18 protein-coding genes are annotated in these 16,404 nt (G+C 34.4%); 16 read left to right on the top strand and 2 right to left on the bottom strand.

Annotated features, from left to right (window positions below; genetic code table 11):
• Positions 1 to 165: 165 nt before the first annotated feature.
• The 12 genes from CHI06_RS09875 (at position 166) to CHI06_RS09820 (ending at position 10,278) form a co-directional block, all read left to right on the top strand.
• A complete protein-coding gene (locus CHI06_RS09875; RefSeq protein WP_095248382.1) occupies positions 166 to 1,197 on the top strand; it encodes a tyrosine-type recombinase/integrase in 1,032 nt (343 codons plus the stop codon).
• A 195-nt stretch (positions 1,198 to 1,392) separates the two neighbouring features.
• Positions 1,393 to 2,031 carry a hypothetical protein gene (locus CHI06_RS09870; RefSeq protein WP_095248381.1) on the top strand — a complete coding sequence of 213 codons (639 nt, stop codon included), beginning with the start codon at positions 1,393 to 1,395 and terminating at the stop codon, positions 2,029 to 2,031.
• Positions 2,009 to 2,320 (top strand): HNH endonuclease, encoded by a 312-nt coding sequence (locus CHI06_RS09865; RefSeq protein ID WP_095248380.1) that lies wholly within the window; start codon positions 2,009 to 2,011, stop codon positions 2,318 to 2,320. Before CHI06_RS09870 ends, CHI06_RS09865 begins: the two co-directional genes overlap by 23 nt.
• A gap of 728 nt (positions 2,321 to 3,048) precedes the next feature.
• Entirely contained in the window at positions 3,049 to 4,842 is a 1,794-nt protein-coding gene (locus CHI06_RS09860; RefSeq protein WP_095248383.1) for a hypothetical protein, read from the top strand.
• Between the two features lie 228 nt (positions 4,843 to 5,070).
• Positions 5,071 to 5,592, top strand: a complete 522-nt coding sequence (locus tag CHI06_RS09855; protein ID WP_095248379.1) for a hypothetical protein — start codon at positions 5,071 to 5,073, stop codon at positions 5,590 to 5,592.
• Positions 5,593 to 5,776: 184 nt separating this feature from the next.
• The gene (locus tag CHI06_RS09850; RefSeq protein WP_142300939.1) at positions 5,777 to 6,025 is read left to right on the top strand and encodes a hypothetical protein; all 249 of its coding nucleotides are present in this window, start codon (positions 5,777 to 5,779) and stop codon (positions 6,023 to 6,025) included.
• 422 nt (positions 6,026 to 6,447) lie between these two features.
• Positions 6,448 to 6,942, top strand: a complete 495-nt coding sequence (locus tag CHI06_RS09845) for a DUF6584 family protein (protein WP_095248377.1) — start codon at positions 6,448 to 6,450, stop codon at positions 6,940 to 6,942.
• Positions 6,943 to 7,344: 402 nt separating this feature from the next.
• Positions 7,345 to 7,692 carry a 3-deoxy-8-phosphooctulonate synthase gene (locus tag CHI06_RS09840; RefSeq protein WP_095248376.1) on the top strand — a complete coding sequence of 116 codons (348 nt, stop codon included), beginning with the start codon at positions 7,345 to 7,347 and terminating at the stop codon, positions 7,690 to 7,692.
• Positions 7,693 to 7,751: 59 nt separating this feature from the next.
• Positions 7,752 to 8,126 carry a hypothetical protein gene (locus CHI06_RS09835; RefSeq protein WP_095248375.1) on the top strand — a complete coding sequence of 125 codons (375 nt, stop codon included), beginning with the start codon at positions 7,752 to 7,754 and terminating at the stop codon, positions 8,124 to 8,126.
• Between the two features lie 132 nt (positions 8,127 to 8,258).
• Entirely contained in the window at positions 8,259 to 8,723 is a 465-nt protein-coding gene (locus CHI06_RS09830) for a hypothetical protein (protein ID WP_095248374.1), read from the top strand.
• Positions 8,724 to 8,835: 112 nt separating this feature from the next.
• Positions 8,836 to 9,696, top strand: coding sequence for a DUF5677 domain-containing protein (locus CHI06_RS09825; protein WP_095248373.1), 861 nt, complete (start codon positions 8,836 to 8,838; stop codon positions 9,694 to 9,696).
• Between the two features lie 48 nt (positions 9,697 to 9,744).
• On the top strand, positions 9,745 to 10,278 hold the full coding sequence (locus tag CHI06_RS09820; protein ID WP_095248372.1) for a HEPN domain-containing protein: 534 nt from the start codon (positions 9,745 to 9,747) through the stop codon (positions 10,276 to 10,278).
• 53 nt (positions 10,279 to 10,331) lie between these two features.
• On the opposite strand, the gene CHI06_RS09815 is transcribed toward CHI06_RS09820, so the two are convergent.
• Positions 10,332 to 11,057, bottom strand: a complete 726-nt coding sequence (locus CHI06_RS09815; protein ID WP_095248371.1) for a hypothetical protein — start codon at positions 11,055 to 11,057, stop codon at positions 10,332 to 10,334.
• A gap of 147 nt (positions 11,058 to 11,204) precedes the next feature.
• Between CHI06_RS09815 and istA the strand changes: the two genes are divergently transcribed.
• A complete protein-coding gene (gene istA, locus CHI06_RS09810; protein WP_095248370.1) occupies positions 11,205 to 12,764 on the top strand; it encodes an IS21 family transposase in 1,560 nt (519 codons plus the stop codon).
• Positions 12,761 to 13,525 (top strand): IS21-like element helper ATPase IstB, encoded by a 765-nt coding sequence (istB, locus tag CHI06_RS09805; protein ID WP_095248369.1) that lies wholly within the window; start codon positions 12,761 to 12,763, stop codon positions 13,523 to 13,525. Before istA ends, istB begins: the two co-directional genes overlap by 4 nt.
• A gap of 115 nt (positions 13,526 to 13,640) precedes the next feature.
• Here istB and CHI06_RS09800 read toward each other — a convergent pair whose 3' ends face one another.
• On the bottom strand, positions 13,641 to 14,087 hold the full coding sequence (locus tag CHI06_RS09800; RefSeq protein ID WP_095248368.1) for a hypothetical protein: 447 nt from the start codon (positions 14,085 to 14,087) through the stop codon (positions 13,641 to 13,643).
• Between the two features lie 633 nt (positions 14,088 to 14,720).
• Here CHI06_RS09800 and CHI06_RS09795 point away from each other — a divergent pair.
• Both CHI06_RS09795 and CHI06_RS09790 read left to right on the top strand, forming a co-directional pair.
• On the top strand, positions 14,721 to 15,287 hold the full coding sequence (locus CHI06_RS09795; RefSeq protein ID WP_257009226.1) for a recombinase family protein: 567 nt from the start codon (positions 14,721 to 14,723) through the stop codon (positions 15,285 to 15,287).
• A 320-nt stretch (positions 15,288 to 15,607) separates the two neighbouring features.
• Positions 15,608 to 16,231, top strand: coding sequence for a hypothetical protein (locus CHI06_RS09790; RefSeq protein WP_095248366.1), 624 nt, complete (start codon positions 15,608 to 15,610; stop codon positions 16,229 to 16,231).
• Positions 16,232 to 16,404 lie beyond the last annotated feature (173 nt).

Raw genomic sequence — 16,404 nt, 5'->3', positions numbered from 1 at the left:
GGTTTTGAATAAATGTTCGGGGTTATGAATTACAGAGGAAATTTGAGTGCACACAAGCCTCAAAAGATGTGTTAACAACCCTAAAACCATCAAATCAAGGTTGTGAATTACATGCCTTCTCGATAGTTAATGTTGAAAAACATTACTATTTGAGGAGGCTTTTTTATGTCTTTAAACAAGCGAGTAAAACGTAAACCAATTGGAAAAATGTCCAATCAAAAGGAATACCCAAAATTAACAATGGAACAGGCAATTGATTTAGTCATAGCAGGGAAGAGTGCTGAGGGGTTAAGAGAAAGAACTTTAAGGGATTACCGCAAGGATTGGGGATATTTCGTTACTTGGCTTCAAAAGAATTATGAAGAAGAAACGGTGGATGAACTTACACCACAGGTTTTTAGAGACTACATCAATTACTTGAAATACGATGCACCAAAGTATGATGGGCATAAGTTTATCCAAAGTGACCAAGGTATAGGCTTATCTGAAACAACCATAAATATTCGACTCAGGGTGTATCGTGCTATGTTTAATTTTTTGGAGCGGGAAGATTTAATTGAAGTAAATCCAATGGCAGGTGTGCGATTATTAAAACAAGATATAGACCTTACAAACTGTTTTACAGATGATGAGGTTAAGGAGGTACTACGACAACCAAATCAAAGAGACTATGTAGGGTACAGGGACTATGTTGCCATGATTGTATTATTAGACAGCGGAATCAGAGCCAATGAACTGCTCAGTTTACGTACAGGGGATGTTGACTTCCAAACAAGGTTTATTACCCTTGGTGGCGAGAGAAATAAGAATAGGAAACCACGAATTGTTCCTATATCAGCACATACAGTAAAGTTAATTTTACAATTAATCAATGAAAATAAAAAACATTTTTCAACAGATAGAATATTTCTTTCTTCATATGGAGAACCGCTTGGTCAAAATCATTTCAACAAACGTCTTAAGTATTATAGTGAGAAAGCAGGAATCGAGGGGAAAAAGGTAACTGCTCATGTATACAGGCATACTTGGGCGAAGAATATGACTTTAAATGGTTGCGATGCTTTTACACTTCAAAAGATGGGCGGATGGTCGGATATAAGGACAATGAGAAGGTACATTCAGATGGACACTGACGACCTTAGAAAAAGTCATGATACATTCTCACCAGTAATGAAGATGGTAACAAAGAGAAGGTAAAAAATAATTAAGGAGTGACATCTTCGGTCACTCCTTTTGATTTTCAAATTAATTTACTGTTTTGGTGTATCACTATATTAGTAATATAGTAAACCATTTAAATAACAATAACCAAAAATAAAATTCTCATAAACAAGAATAAGGAGCAAAGGATGTGTAAATATTAAGATTATCAACTTATAGGAGGTCAAACAGATGGCTTTAATGTATGCAAAGGTAAAAATTACTGGAACAAAACCACTGCTTTTAAATTCATTTTCAACAGAAACATTATCTTTAGAACGAAAGGAACGCTCTGGTGTTGCAGGGAATGACCCCGAAGAATGGAAGCGTACTTACACAGCAAATGAAAATGGTCAATTGTATGTTGACCCTTCATATATTTTTGGTTGTATGAGGGAGGCTTCTAAGTATACTAAAAGTGGTCGTGGTTCTATTCAACCCAAACTTTCTGCGACTCTTCAAGTGTTATCAAGTAGTATTTACTTCAATAGGTTCATTCCAGAGGAAATATCACAAGATAAAAGTAGACCAGTTTATTTAGATGTTCGTTCAGTTAGGAATCCTTCTACTAGAGGGCGTAATATTCGTTATCGTGTTGGTTTGTCACCTAATTGGGAAACAGAATTTGAAATTATTTGGGATAATACATTAGTAGCTACCCAACAAATTAAAGCAATACTGCATGATGCAGGGATGCTAGTTGGATTGGCGGATGGACGCTCTATTGGTTACGGTAGATTTGAAGTGGATACTATTGAAACTATGCTGTATGAGGAATATAAAAATATTGACAAGAAGGTAGCGGTAAATGCCCAAAAAACGTCAATCTAAAGAAATATGGATTCAGACAAGAAAGAGAATATGGTTAAGAGATAGAAAGTGTTGTGTTCGTTGTAAGATACCAAGTGGGTTAGATAAATGCCACATTGACCATATAAAAAGTGGAAGACTTGGCACTAATGAGGATGGTAATCTAAGAACATTATGCCGCCCTTGTCATGTGTTGAGAGCAGATTTAAGACATAGGGGGATGATTGCAAAAGCATTAGCTGATGGAATTATCCCTCCTAATTGGAGACATTTAGTTTGGGAGGATTTTGAATTAGAAAACGAAACATAGAGAGAATTTCCTTTATGTCTAGCAGGCTTGGTCCAACCTGCTACTGATGAGTCTAGGGACTATGAGGATAGGTGCGGTAAGGCGTGGTCACATACGGTAAGGTGAGGTTGGGAACGGTTCGGTGAGGTATGGTAAGGGAATTAAAATTACGACAAGGGATATCCAGAAATGGAAGTTCCTTGTCCACATCCTATAGTAAATGTTTGGAGTTTATAATTGTTGAACTAAGGAAAAAATCTATTGCATTACAAGATTAATAGTATTATAATATCAATACTATTAAATTGATAATTAAATCTATCATATTACAAATAAACTATAAAGGAGTCGAGTTTACACGCAACCGCCTCATTAGGAGGCATACTTATACCTGTTACGTACTTAAATGGATAGGCTGTTTCATGCCGATTCATTGACAGGGGATAAGTGTGCTTTCTAAAGGTAGTTCCGTGTAGATTCGCTCCTTTTTGTGTTGTTTAAAGGAAAATATTAACAGATGTCCCTGACTATAACGTTGAATCAAATTTAAATTACATCAATTCAAAAAAAAATAACACTTAAAATCATCAAAATCGTTAGTAAAAATACAACGAATCAAAGGCAAAAAAACAGTGTGAAATTTGTCCCTAAGTACTAAGTAAGTATAACGCCCTTATATAGGGACAAATTTTACACAGAAATTTATGGTCAAAACCATCAGCAAAAATAAAGAGAAAGTAGGTAAAAAGGTGGCAAAAAAGTGGACATTACCAAATGCAGTTAAGAAGTTTAAACCACATTTGAAAAAATCATTGAATAAGAATAAAGGGAATTTGAACACGGATGTACTCGCCTCTCTCATCAAAGAAATGAAATGCTATTATGAAGAAGTTAAGGTAGAAGGAACAGGAAGAGACCGAATCATTTTCACCGATAAGAAGCGAAAAGTAAAGGCTAAGAAAGAGGACAAACGACAATTCAATAAAGGGATAGCACCGCCTCATTCAAAGCACCTAGCACTCATAGTCATGAGTAAGATGGATGACATCGAAAACAAGGCAAGAACTCGGAATGGCTGGGCAACTTATTTTGGTCTCATATCACCTGCTGAACAAGCTATCATGAAGGGCATATACAGTGAAGAAGCACTTAAGCCGTACAAAGAATTCATTATTGAATTGGGGATTATAGAGGATGGCGAAGAGGAGATATTCCAAGACCTAGCATACACATTAAAAAATGTTGTAAGAGTACACTTGCAAACTGTACTTGACCAAGCGGAAGAGTTGAAATTGATTAGTATAATCTCCTCATGGAATGGTAAAGTAAAAGGTTCTAGAGTGCCGATTGAAATTGATAAACCTATTGCCGACAAAATCAATTCCGTTGAAGCTGAGTTACTCAAGAAGCATGGAATTAAAAAAGCATATTCACTTATGTTTAAGAACTCCAGAAAGACCAAAGCATTTAAAGCTGAGTGGCTTGAATATATCGAGAATGTTGAAGATGAAGAAGGCGATGTAATGCGATTGCAGTATATTTATGAAGTGTTCCAAATCGAAGTATTAAACAAAAACGCATTTGACGATTATATTAACGCACATTATCCTTCTGAAATTGATTCATTCAATCTGTATGAAAATGAACAGTCGTATGACAGTATGTTGCTTGATTATGTTGTACAAAATGCTCAAAAGCAGCATGATAAGAGATTAGAGTTTGAGTCTAAGAAGCTAAAAATGGATGAGGATACAATAGAAGTGTTAGCAATGTTTAATATTACTGAGGATGAATTCATTGCACAAAATCAAGAAATGGAAATGCGGAAAGAACTAACACCTTACGAAGCCTTACTTAAGAGTGATAAATATGTTGATTGCATTAGAAACCTCCATATCCAATTGCATGGTATGAGTACAATTGATTCAGAGAGAATCAAAAAAGTACAACAAATGAAGGATAAACAAAATAGGGAAGAATTAGAAAGGTTTGGATTATCAAACCTAGCGGAGGTAGTGAATAAGACAACTGTTAAAAATCAAATTCGTAATAATGATGATTCCAGACTCAATGCTATGGAGCAACAAGAAGAACCAACTAAGAGGGAACAAAGTAAACATCAAATTAATGAACCCGTCAAGGAGATTATATTAGAAAACACTTTAGAAAAAAGAGTTACCACTGCAGACGAGTCAAATATCGAACCTTCCAATCACTATGATGAAATAATGGATGATGAATATCAAGCAACTATGGGGGATATAAGAAACGAGATTCATGAGTATGAAGAAAAGTATGGCGATAAAGCCATGGAATACATGAGACTTGATTCAGTTATTAGGGAGTTGACAAGGGAGGTTACAGCAAAAGAGAGCATAGCTGAGTTTAAACAGAAATTGCTAAGTGAAAAGGAAATGGAAAGAAAGGAATGGGACAAGGTTTTCAAGGGAGGTCAGCCTGTTACATGGAAACAAACTTCAAACAATCCTCTTGAAGTGTTTTATAAGATTAGAGGCGGTCGTAATGATAAGGAGAACTCTTAATTTGAGTATCTCCTTTTTTCGTGTGTCGGAGCGAATGATTGAAGCTTGAGTCAGGATTCACAACATCGTTATACAATTAATAAAACTCGTCTATTATTAATTGTTACTAGAAGCTAAATTGATTGTGAAGGAATACACTTAAACTAAAGATGCAGGTTTGTTCAAGAAGGATTATCTATCAGGAGTGCCGAATTGATTAAGAAGGTCACTAAGTAAGAGGTGAAAAAAATGGTCTTATTTGATACTTTTGATATTAGAGTTGTTTCAACAGATGTTGGTAAACTTTTTATTAAAGAATTATTTGCTTTATTAGAGGAAATGAAACCTTGTTTACTTGATAAGGAAAAAGCAAAAATCGAAATCACAGTAGAAAAGGGTAGAGAGTGTATAAGTGTCATTTTACCACACAAGGAAAATGGGAAGTTTAACCTTTCGATAGATTTCGGTGATAGAGAATCAATAGTGTATTTTGCAGATTCTCATTTTCATATAGATGGATACGATGACAAAGAAAGAATTGACGACATTATAAATATTCTTGCAAAGATTATGGGGAGTTTAATCGAAGTACATACTTTTTATAAAGGGAAAAAACTCATTAACACTAAATCTTATTTTGTTAGCAAATCAGGAGAATTAGAACTATTTCAGGACTCTATTTTTACTTTTAATTACCTACTTTATCTAAACCCATTTTTAAAAAAGAGGAAAGATATCGAACAAGTTCAATTTTTCTTGTTAAAGGTATGATTATGAGTGATTGTGAATTACTATACTTAAACTAAAAGGGGCTTTAGTTTAATAAAAAAACAGGGAAATTAATAAAGCCGCTCTTGACAGAGTGGCTATTATATTTGCCATAAAATGTACATATATCACCATAGGTATCACCTATAAATTAACGAAATATTAATGAGAAAGGAGAGGGGATTATGTGAATATGTGGTGGTGTAGATTAGTAGATGCTTGGGACTGGTTCTGGTATTACCGTTGTGGAAAAATTAGATTCCATATTGTAAATTGCGGGGATACATATAATGCGTACGTGTCAAATGGTAGAGTCACTATTTGGAATTGTTACGGAAGTACACCTGAAGCTGCAAAGGATATGGCTTTGTATAGGTTAAATATAGCAATCGCAGATGGTTACAGTGAGCAATGTAGTAAATCCCAGCTAGAGTGAGAAGTTTTTTTTTATGTATAGCTAGGATTCTAAGGTTGGAATTAGCCTCTAATGGGACTTTCTTAAAAGGTCAGGCAAGGGGATAACTTGGACTGTAGTTATCCCTTTTTAGTTTGCAGCAGGGGATATTAATTGAGGCTCATTAAAGATTAATAATACTGTGATTTTATGAAGAGTAAGCAATCCGTTTCACTCCCCCGCCGATTTTTAATGCTAAAATGAAAATAGTTCTAGTATAAAGATAAAGCCACGATTCCAGATCGTGGCTTTATCTCCTTGTGTTTATCTATGGTTTATTGAGTAACTTAGGATTATAGTTACCGTTTTATTGTTCGCAAAAAGCAGGTGAGTTAAAGAAGGAATTAGTTGAATAATCGAGAAATAAGATGAAGTAGATAAAAAAAATAATTGAGGTGTTTTTTATGGAAAAGATACCTGTTAAGACATTAAAAAAGATAGAAGATGACATTAATAAAAATGATTTAGGGAAAGCAAGGGATAGATTACACGGGTTAATATCAGCCTATCCTAATGAATTAGAACTTCGTAAAAGGTTAGGAGACATCTATTTTGAATTAAAATATCCTTCAATGGCTGGTCGATATTGGTATTTAGAAGAAAATAAAACACCAGAAATGGAAAAAGCGTGTGGTGAGTTTGAAAAATCAATGGGAAATGACCCTTTTAGAATAGCTAGAACTCTAAAGTATAAAGGAGATAAGGAAATTTTAATAAGACTGGAATTAGATTGGGAGGTTTCCCCTTTAAAAAATAAAGTGAAAGAAAAATTAATACAAGAACCAGAAAAATCGTTGCAAGATAAATTAGTTGCTTTCGGTTGTATTTCAATCTTTATAATAATAGTTATGTTTGAAATAATTGGAGTTTACGAATTCATTAACTGGATATTTGAATAAGCTATTTGATAGTTGCATTTTTTGGACAACGATTAGCAGAAGCATAGTTAGTCAATTGAATCAGTATTAGTCGGTACATAAAGACATACCCCCAGACGCTGAGAATGGCTCGTGGTGGCATTCAAAGAGTCTCGCCTCCCCCCCACTTTAATTCTTCCCCTCTATATTCTCTGATGTGCTTAGAATTGAATCTGAGGTCATTATGTAAGCCTTATGTGAGTGATACTCCTTATCTAACCCCATTGCGGAACTAAGTGTCATTTTGGCGACACTCTGTTCTCAATCAAACCCCTTACCCTTACCTGTCAGTTTTGGAGAAGGAACTAACAACCTTTCAGTAGAATTTAATATTAAAGGGTTGTTAATAAAGATGGAACTGTGTGAAAAGGTGAGTGATTTAAAATGAAACCTCGTGTTTATAGTGGTTTTCCCCTTGTAATGGAGACTGAAATTGATGGGTTTATCTATGGTGAAATCACTGACCACTTTGATTTTGAAGATGATGAAGAAGGTTGTACATCTGGAGATGGTTTTGTTCAAGCACCCAATGGTACTAGAGCAGGTATTATATGGGATGTCATTGATGAGCCGTATTTATCTATTTGTATTGAACCAGAGAAAGATAGATGGGGAGTATACAATGTTGGGTTCGTTAGACCAATAAAAACTATGGATGATTTGGTATACAATTTTAAAACAATATTTCCATTGATTAAAGAAGCATACAACAAATCTAAATTAGGAAAGTAACTACTTAGACTAACAGTTGTAGTTGCTTAATATGAAAAAGAATTTGAGAGGTGAACTTAATGCCTGTATTTCCAGATGAAATCGACTTACTTTCATTATTTGAGTGTGAACCTAAATTATTAGATACTAGTTCGAAAGACTATCCATTTTATTATAATGAAGCAACATACCAATTTTCTAACGGAGAAGAAGACTTTTTTGTTATGCTTTCTCCCTCCTACGGTGAAGTAAAAATACAAGTAACAAAACGTTCTTCAAATAGATTGATATCACTTTTGGACCTAAAACGTGTGGATAAATTTGAAATTATAGCAGATAAGAAAGACCATTCAAGTATACTAGTAACAGTTGTTAATGAGGACTCCCTACAAATGATTGAAATTGATTTTAAGCCTTATTTTAAACAGATTTTTAAAGAGCATTTAACGAGGTAGGGACAAATTTAGTTACGTTTCTGTCTCAAGCAGGAACGCTTTTTTCCACAGGGGGAAAGGGAGCGATATTTTCAAACCCTTTATCTATCTGTATAAAAAAATATTTATGTACTTTATTTCAAGGGGGAAAGCATGAGTCTTGAGCATGAGTTTTACCTTATTCCGAACACCGTCGATGTAAAAGATTTTTGGGTGCTTAGAGAAAACAACAACAGTGTTATAGACAGTGTTGTAATACATGACGATTTGATTCAATATATCTTTGACTCTTTAGAATGGATTCCTAGTAAAAATCCAGCATTGCGGGGAACTCCAGCTGGTCAGGGTCTAAACTATCATGGAGTTACGCTTTTTGATAAACATTCTTCTCCAACACTAGAAAGGGTGTTTTCTTCTTGGAAGGATTTATTTAAAAATTCCCCAATAATACTTGAACTTACTGGAGAATTTGTTTATGACGAAAATGATGAAATATTAGGTACTTACGAGAAACTAGTGTTCAACCGAGATGAAGTAATTAAGCTATTTGAAAAAATAATCTCAATGTCAGTAAAAATAGCCAAAGGTGATTGCTATTTATACCATTGCGGGATATGAAAAATGTGGAATATGTTTGAAGAAACAGCTGCGTTTCTGTAAAGCAGCAACGCTTTTGTTTCGGAAGTAAGGGTATAATGCAAGAAGTTAAAGAGAAACAGGAGGGTTCTGCTTGAGTTTATTTGATGAAATACTTAACACCGATATTGAAGATTGGGCTGAATATCCAAACCTTAATACATTGAGTAAAGCTATTCTAGCTGGACAAAAAATATTAGAATTGTCCGCTAGTAAAGAGAATTTAGAGCATCACGATGTAATCATTATTTCGATGTATAGAAAGGTATTAGAACAAGCAGATGGTTTATTTATTCTACTAGACCATGATTCAAACAGTGCAGCGACCTCTACTATTCGAACCTTATACGAAACCTCTATTGGGATGCAATTCATCTTTGAAAATGAGGATTTATTGGCAAATCGTGCAAACTCATATTATGTTTCTTACATGCACGAACAGATAACATGGGCAAAGAAAGCAATGAAATCTGGAGAATTATCGACCATTTACACGGTTGAAGAACTTAAAGAAAAAATAACGAAATTTGAAGCCTCTTTAGCCAAAGAACCTCTGAAATCAGTAAATAATGTATGGCTTAGAGAAAAAGCGAAATTAGAAAAGAAAAACAAACATTTTCCACCTAAGTGGTATAGTCTCTATGGTAGTGCAACTAGTTTTACACAACTAGCTTCAAAGTACAAAGGCACACATCCTTTATTGTATTCTGGTTATTCATTAGAATCTCATGGATTTACGGCACTTCAGAATATTGTAACTGACGAAGAGACAAATAAACAATTCCTTGCACCTCTTAGATACCGTCATTCAGGTTATGATACCCTTTGCTATTTGAGCAGAACGATTGTGAGTTTGTGTGCATCATTAATGGTAAACCGTTACTGCCCAGAGATTAAACACGAGTTTGAAGAATTATTTGAAACTAACCGTTTAGAAAGTGAGAATCTATTATGAAAGTAAGCCGATCGTGGCTAACCTTATTGGACACTAGGAGTTGATTCAGTGAAGAAACTGAGCGAGACTATACGTGCTTCAGCAAATTCATATTTCTTGTCTTATAAATGTTTAATTGATAAACATATTGAAGTAAGCAATTTTTATGGTGAATTTTTATCAGCATACTCTTTACCAGCTATCACAACATCTGCATTTTCCTGCGAACTTGCATTGAAGAGTATCTTACATTCTGAGAGTGGTAAAACACCACGAGGTCATGATTTAAATAAACTCTTTAATCAACTAAAACAAAACACTCGAATAGATATGGTGGAGCGGACTATACAAGCGTATAATTTAAAGTCAGAAATCTTTGGTGATAATTCACGAATATCAGAGAAAGACTTTTACAACCTTCTAAATTTACATAAAAACACTTTTACACTTGTTCGCTACTTTTATGAGTCTAGACTTTCAAGCTTGGATATAGATTTTATAGAAGCTTTTATGTTTTGCTTAAATGGACAGGATGATGATTACCCATCCTATGCCAAGTATCTATACTTTAAGAAGCAACAACTAAATGAAACAAAAGCTTGAGGACGTTAACTATCCTCAAGCTTTCTGTTCTTAACATGGAGACTTGTCCATTATTAGAATTGTATGTTACTGAATGCTTGGACGAACTTATCAATTTGCATGGCTAAGAAGGTAGTATCATCTACAGTCGTTCTTATTTTGTTTAGAGACTCCCTCGCTCTCCGTATAACTGATGGTTTCGGTTGTTCTCCAGATTCGATTGCATTTGTTGCCTCTCCAACAAAATCAATTGCATCCTCTTTATCATCAGTATTTTCGATTTTTGCCTCTTTCAAAATAGCAATCAATTCTTTAGCAATGGTTAAAAGTTCTTCATTACTACCTTGGCTGTTTGTCTGTTGGTTAGCTTGAATATTCCCTGTTTCTGTAAAGTTTAACTGCCCAACATTTCCTTGTACTAAAACTTTTGCATTTGGTTTTTCATCAATACCCAATTCAATCGCCTTCTCTTCTAAATAGTCTGTGATATGATTTACTAATAGTTTTACTACTTCCCTGTTAAACTCACGAATACTATCAGCAATCTTTGCACCACGGTAAAACGCATATGCCCTTGAAATAGTATCATATCGGTCAAAATTCTCTGTAATGTACTTTAATAGCTGATAAATGAAGGCTATTTCTTCATTCACTTTTATTGGAATATCAAATTTATATTGAATTCCCTTGGACTGTATTATTTCCTTCATATCAAAGGTAGCTACATTATTTTTTGTTATAAAGTCAAACAAAATTGGCTCGCTGTCAATATACATAATAAATCTTGTTGCTAATCTCATTGCTTCAAATGTATCTTGAGCATTTGTAAGTGCTAGACTAAATTGAACAGTTTACGACGAATAATTATGAACACTTATTTACTAAAATGATTCTCCACCTTATGATAGATTTTTATACTTCTATGATTAGGCGGAGGATTGGAAAAGGTGGATAAGTTTGAAATGTATGTAGAAATAAGAGGAATGCTGAATCAAAAATACAGTATTTCTACGATTGCTAGGAAACTAAATATATCCAGAAATACTGTCTACAAGTATATTCGTAAGTCACCAGAGGAAATGGCGGAGTGGACAGCATCAACATTGACTAGAAGTAAGAAGTTAGACATTCATAAGGAATTGATCCTTCATTGGTTAAGAGAATTTCCGGATTTAACTGCAGCTCAAGTACAAGACTGGCTTAAAGAGAAATATCCTGAATTCAAAGTTGGTGAAAGTACAGTAAGAAGCTATGTAAGGTACCTTCGTGATGATTATCAAATCCCAAAAGAATCAAGCACAAGAAATTATCAAGCAATTCCTGATCCCCCAATGGGTGAACAAATCCAAGTAGATTTTGGTTTTAAAACAGTCAAGAATCAATATGGTAAACCAGTAAAGTTAGTTTTCATTGTATTTGTCTTGTCCCATTCAAGATATAAATACATTGAATATCAAAATCGACCATTTACAACAAAAGATGTTATTTCAGCTCATAGGAATGCATTCAAGGAATTTGGTGGAGTTTCAAAAGAAATCTTGTATGATCAAGATCGACTAATAGTAGTATCAGAGAATAAGGGGGATATTTTACTTACAGAAGAGTTTCAACAATTTGTGAATGAAATTAAATTTGAAGTTAAACTCTGTAGAAAAGCTGATCCGGAAAGCAAAGGGAAAGTAGAAAATGCGGTTAAGTTTATCAAGAATAACTTCATTAATAATAGAGTTTTTCATAACATTGATTCTTGGAATGAGCAGTCTCAGAAATGGTTAAAAAGAACAGGTAATGGCAAAATCCATAATGGTACAAAAAGAAGACCCGCCGATGTGTTTCTCCTCGAAAAGCAACACATGCGACAGGTCAACTCTCTAAATCATATTCACAAAACTAGTATAACAAGAAGTGTCCGTAAGGACAATACAATCCTGTATCTCTCGAACAGATACTCTGTTCCGTTAGGAACATTTCAAAAGTATACCGAAGTCCTTTATTATGTAACAGAGGATAATAAGCTAGTAATCTATGTCCAGGAGTCAGGGGAAATACTGGCTACACATAATATTAGCCCAGATAAAGGAAAACTCATTCAAAATAGATCTCATCAACGAGATAAATCGAAGGGAATTAAAGAGCTTATCGAAATAATAAGCGAACGTTTCACGAATAAATCCCAAGCGACTCAATACCTAAACGAGTTAAAAATTAGGTACCCTCGCTATATTCGAGATCAATTGAGCTTAATAAAAAAGTGTATAGATCTAGATTCATTTGAAGTAATAGATGAGGCACTAGCACTCTGTATGGAGAGGAAACTCTTTAGTGCGAATGACTTCCAGGATGTCGTATCTCTCTTTAAACGACAACGCCAAGTGAACAGTACAAACGCCAGCGATGAACAGATTGAAGCAAGTTACAACGACATCGCTGAGTTAACACTAGCAGATACTGAGGCAAATCAGCGTCCATTGGAAGATTATTTCACGATTATGAGGAGTACAAAATGAAGCAAATAAAATATCTACAAGACTCACTTATTTCACTTAGGTTGGTAGAAACTTCAAAAAAGCTCCCCTCGCTTCTTGAAGAAGCTGAAAAAAAGCAGCTTAGCTACATTGCTCTTCTAAACAATGTAGTAGAATATGAACGAAAAATGAGAGACGAGAAAAACATGGAAAAACGCTTAAAACTAGCAGCTTTCCCATGTATAGCTCCGTTGGAGCAATTTAATTTAGAAGAACAAGAATCCTTAAGCTTAAAGCAGTTTAATCAATTAAAAGAATTAGCTTGGATTGAACAGTTATTTAATCTTATTCTATTGGGACCGCCAGGTGTTGGTAAAACACACATGGCCGTTGGATTAGGTTTAGAAGCTATTAAACGAGGTTACAGAGTCTCCTTCATAACTATGGGAGACTTGGTTCATACCTTAAAGACCATGGACATAACTAGAAAGTCCCAAACAAGGATTAAGAGAATTAGAGAATCACAATTAGTCATTATTGATGATTTGATGTACGCAGCGATGGATCCAAGAGAAGCAAATTTATTTTTTCAGCTAGTTAACGATCTGTATAACAATTCATCGATTATTCTTACGTCCAATCGCTCTCCAAAAGAGTGGACTGAACTATTAGGTGATGTAGGGGTAGCGACAGCTATCCTTGATCGCCTGATACATCGAGCAGAAGTCGTTCATTTTAACGATTCAAGTTATAGAATGAAGCATCGTGAGACAATTTTTAAGGACGAAAGTGTTCAAAATTAAATAGCAAAATTGTTCAAATGTACTTGACGCTTACAGCATTGAGTAAATCCCCCGCAATTCTCCTAAATTGCCTAGACATTAGTTTGAATTGTTTTACATCAATTACTATATCCAATTAATTCACCCCACAATATGGACAAAACGGCTTTATTGTCTTGGACAATAGTGAGAGTTTTGCCTTTCTATTACAACATAAGAACTCGATTTGCTCCAAGTCATCATTCTCAAACAATGCCCTAGGTGGTGTGGTTGGTAAAGGCTGTCCTCTTTTGAAAGTTATGTTCTTGCTCCGCCTTGCAGTTCTTTCGAAGCCTTTAAACAAATCATTCAACATATCCATTGCCTCGTTCATAACAAGTGTCTCTGCATGCTCTTTTATATCATCAGTGTAGTAAGTAGACATTGGACTTGGGATTCCGCAGTTCGGACAAAACAACTCAATTACATCATCTTCTTGAACTTCGATCGTGTTCAATTTGAAATCCTCACCACATAACGAACACTTAAAAGAATTAAACCCCTCAATATCGCTCTGCTTAGAAATAACAAAGTTCTTTCTCATTCTAGTACCTCCTCCCAGTTTTTACCTCTCCATAGGTTAATTATAATACAAGATTCAAGTTAGAGCATCTTATGATGAACAAACATTTCACTCTATTCCCTCCCCTAAGTTGACTTGTATTGTGCAAATGGCGTTCCACCTCAGACGCTCAGAATGGCTTGTGATTGCGTTGAAGTCACTTCTTGTCCTTTTCTACTTCCCCCTTTATTCAGTTATGCTCAGATTGAATCTGAGATATTTCGTTGGAAAATGTATTGATTTGATTCAGAAACCACTCTCATTCACACAAGTATTTGATAAATTTCCGACACGACACAAATATAAGAAATAATTTAGTGCGGTAAAGCAATAAAATAATTAGAGATACACTGATGATGTTCGACAATCATTACCGAAACAGAGTTGTATCCTATTTCATGTGCTATCTAGGGTAAGATATCGCTGCTATTATCATGTTATTTTCGATAAGCAATATGTAAATCTAGAGCGTGCCTTAAGTTTACAATCGATAAGTATTACCTCGATGTAAAAATAAAGTTGATATTATAATTAATTTACAAAATGTAAATAAAGTTCTTGATTCTAAATTTACATAATGATATCTTTGAATCATCAGTTAATACGGAAGGAACGATGAAAATGAACATAGCATATATCAGAGTATCAACAATTGAACAAAACGAAGCAAGACAAGTCGAAGCCATGAAGCAGTACGTAATAGATAAGGTGTATCAAGAAAAGGTCTCAGCAAAAAACACCGACAGACCAAAGCTACAAGAGATGTTAGACTTTGCAAGAGAAGGTGATACAATTTATGTAGCAGACTTCTCAAGATTAGCACGCTCTACAAAAGACTTGTTAGAACTAGTCGAATTAATAGAATCAAAAGGAGTTCAACTAATATCAATTAAAGAAAATATCGACACTTCAACAGCAACGGGTAGACTAATGTTAAAAATGATAAGTGCTATTAACGATTTTGAACGTGAAAATATGCTTGAAAGACAACGTGAAGGAATTGCAATAGCTAAAGCGGAAGGAAAGTACAAAGGACGAAAAGAAGTAGCAATCCAAGACTTCAATAAACATTATCAACGATATATGAATAGGGAAGTATCAAAGTCTCAGCTTGCAATAGAATTAGGAGTATCGAGACCAACCTTAGACAAATTAATCAAAGAGCAACAACAAGTATCTTAAGAGACTCTCAAGGGGTCTCTTTTCATCTTCAATTGCTACGGGGTATATTTCCACATTTCCATAGGGGTTATGGGCGGGAGAAGGGTTAGGTAGCTTCACCCACACGCCACAGATAATTAGAGAGTAGTCGAGTCAAACAAACAACTCAACAACCCTCTATAAAAAAGTTTATATTTATGTCGAGATATGGTGTCATATTTCCACATTTTGATGACCATCCTTTTTTGGAGTTGGGCATAGCTGGTTACTACACATATAATGGATTTTAGAGTTATTTAATTCGAAAAAAATCCAATAAGAATCAGAGAGAAGGAGAGAAAATGAACAGTTACATTGTAAATACAAAATATGCGGTGGAAGAATTAATTGATTTAGTTACTATTGAAGAATCAAGGCTTGTTGAAACGGGATTACAAGTAGAAGTATTACAAAAACAACATGATTTTCTTTATCAAGACTTTTTAAGAAAAGATTTTGACCCAGATGACCACTTTAACGAACATCAACTAATGTATGCTTTTAATAAGCAAGCTGAAGTGCAATTAAGAATTGAAAATATAGAGAAGCGTATACAGGAGATGAAGAAAGTTATAAACACACATGATTTTTCATATCGAGTTTTGGCAGGTGCAATATTACAAATAGCTAAACAAGGAATTTCACTAGTACATAATGGATTAAATACATGTCCAGACGGAAGGATTATTGGAAATGAGACATTAAAAAATATTATTTGGCAAGGTAGAAACCAAGCATTACATTATGAAGAAGGAAGGTTTAGTCAACAGGTAGTTAGCTGTTTTAATAATTTAGAGCATACATTTGGTAATAAATTCTCCTTATCTCAAAACCAACACAAAAATCTCTCTAAAGATGTTATAGATTCACTTGGTTGGTGTAATTTTGAATCTTTTGAAAATGATATGATTTCTCTTTTGGGATAGAAGCCTTAATTTTTTTAATGTGTTTGTTGCCATTATTTCTTGTGAAGGTTGTAGACTTTGGGTATAATTCAGTTAACGACATTAACAATCGAGTTGGCTTGCAATTAACAATCTTAATTGCAATTCATAATCTCCAAAAACATTCAAAAACCTTGATATATCAACATTCTAAA

Source organism: Bacillus sp. 7884-1, from assembly GCF_002272245.1.
Taxonomy (GTDB): Bacteria; Bacillota; Bacilli; order Bacillales; family Cytobacillaceae; genus Neobacillus.
This window is presented reverse-complemented; position numbering and strand designations above follow the sequence as displayed.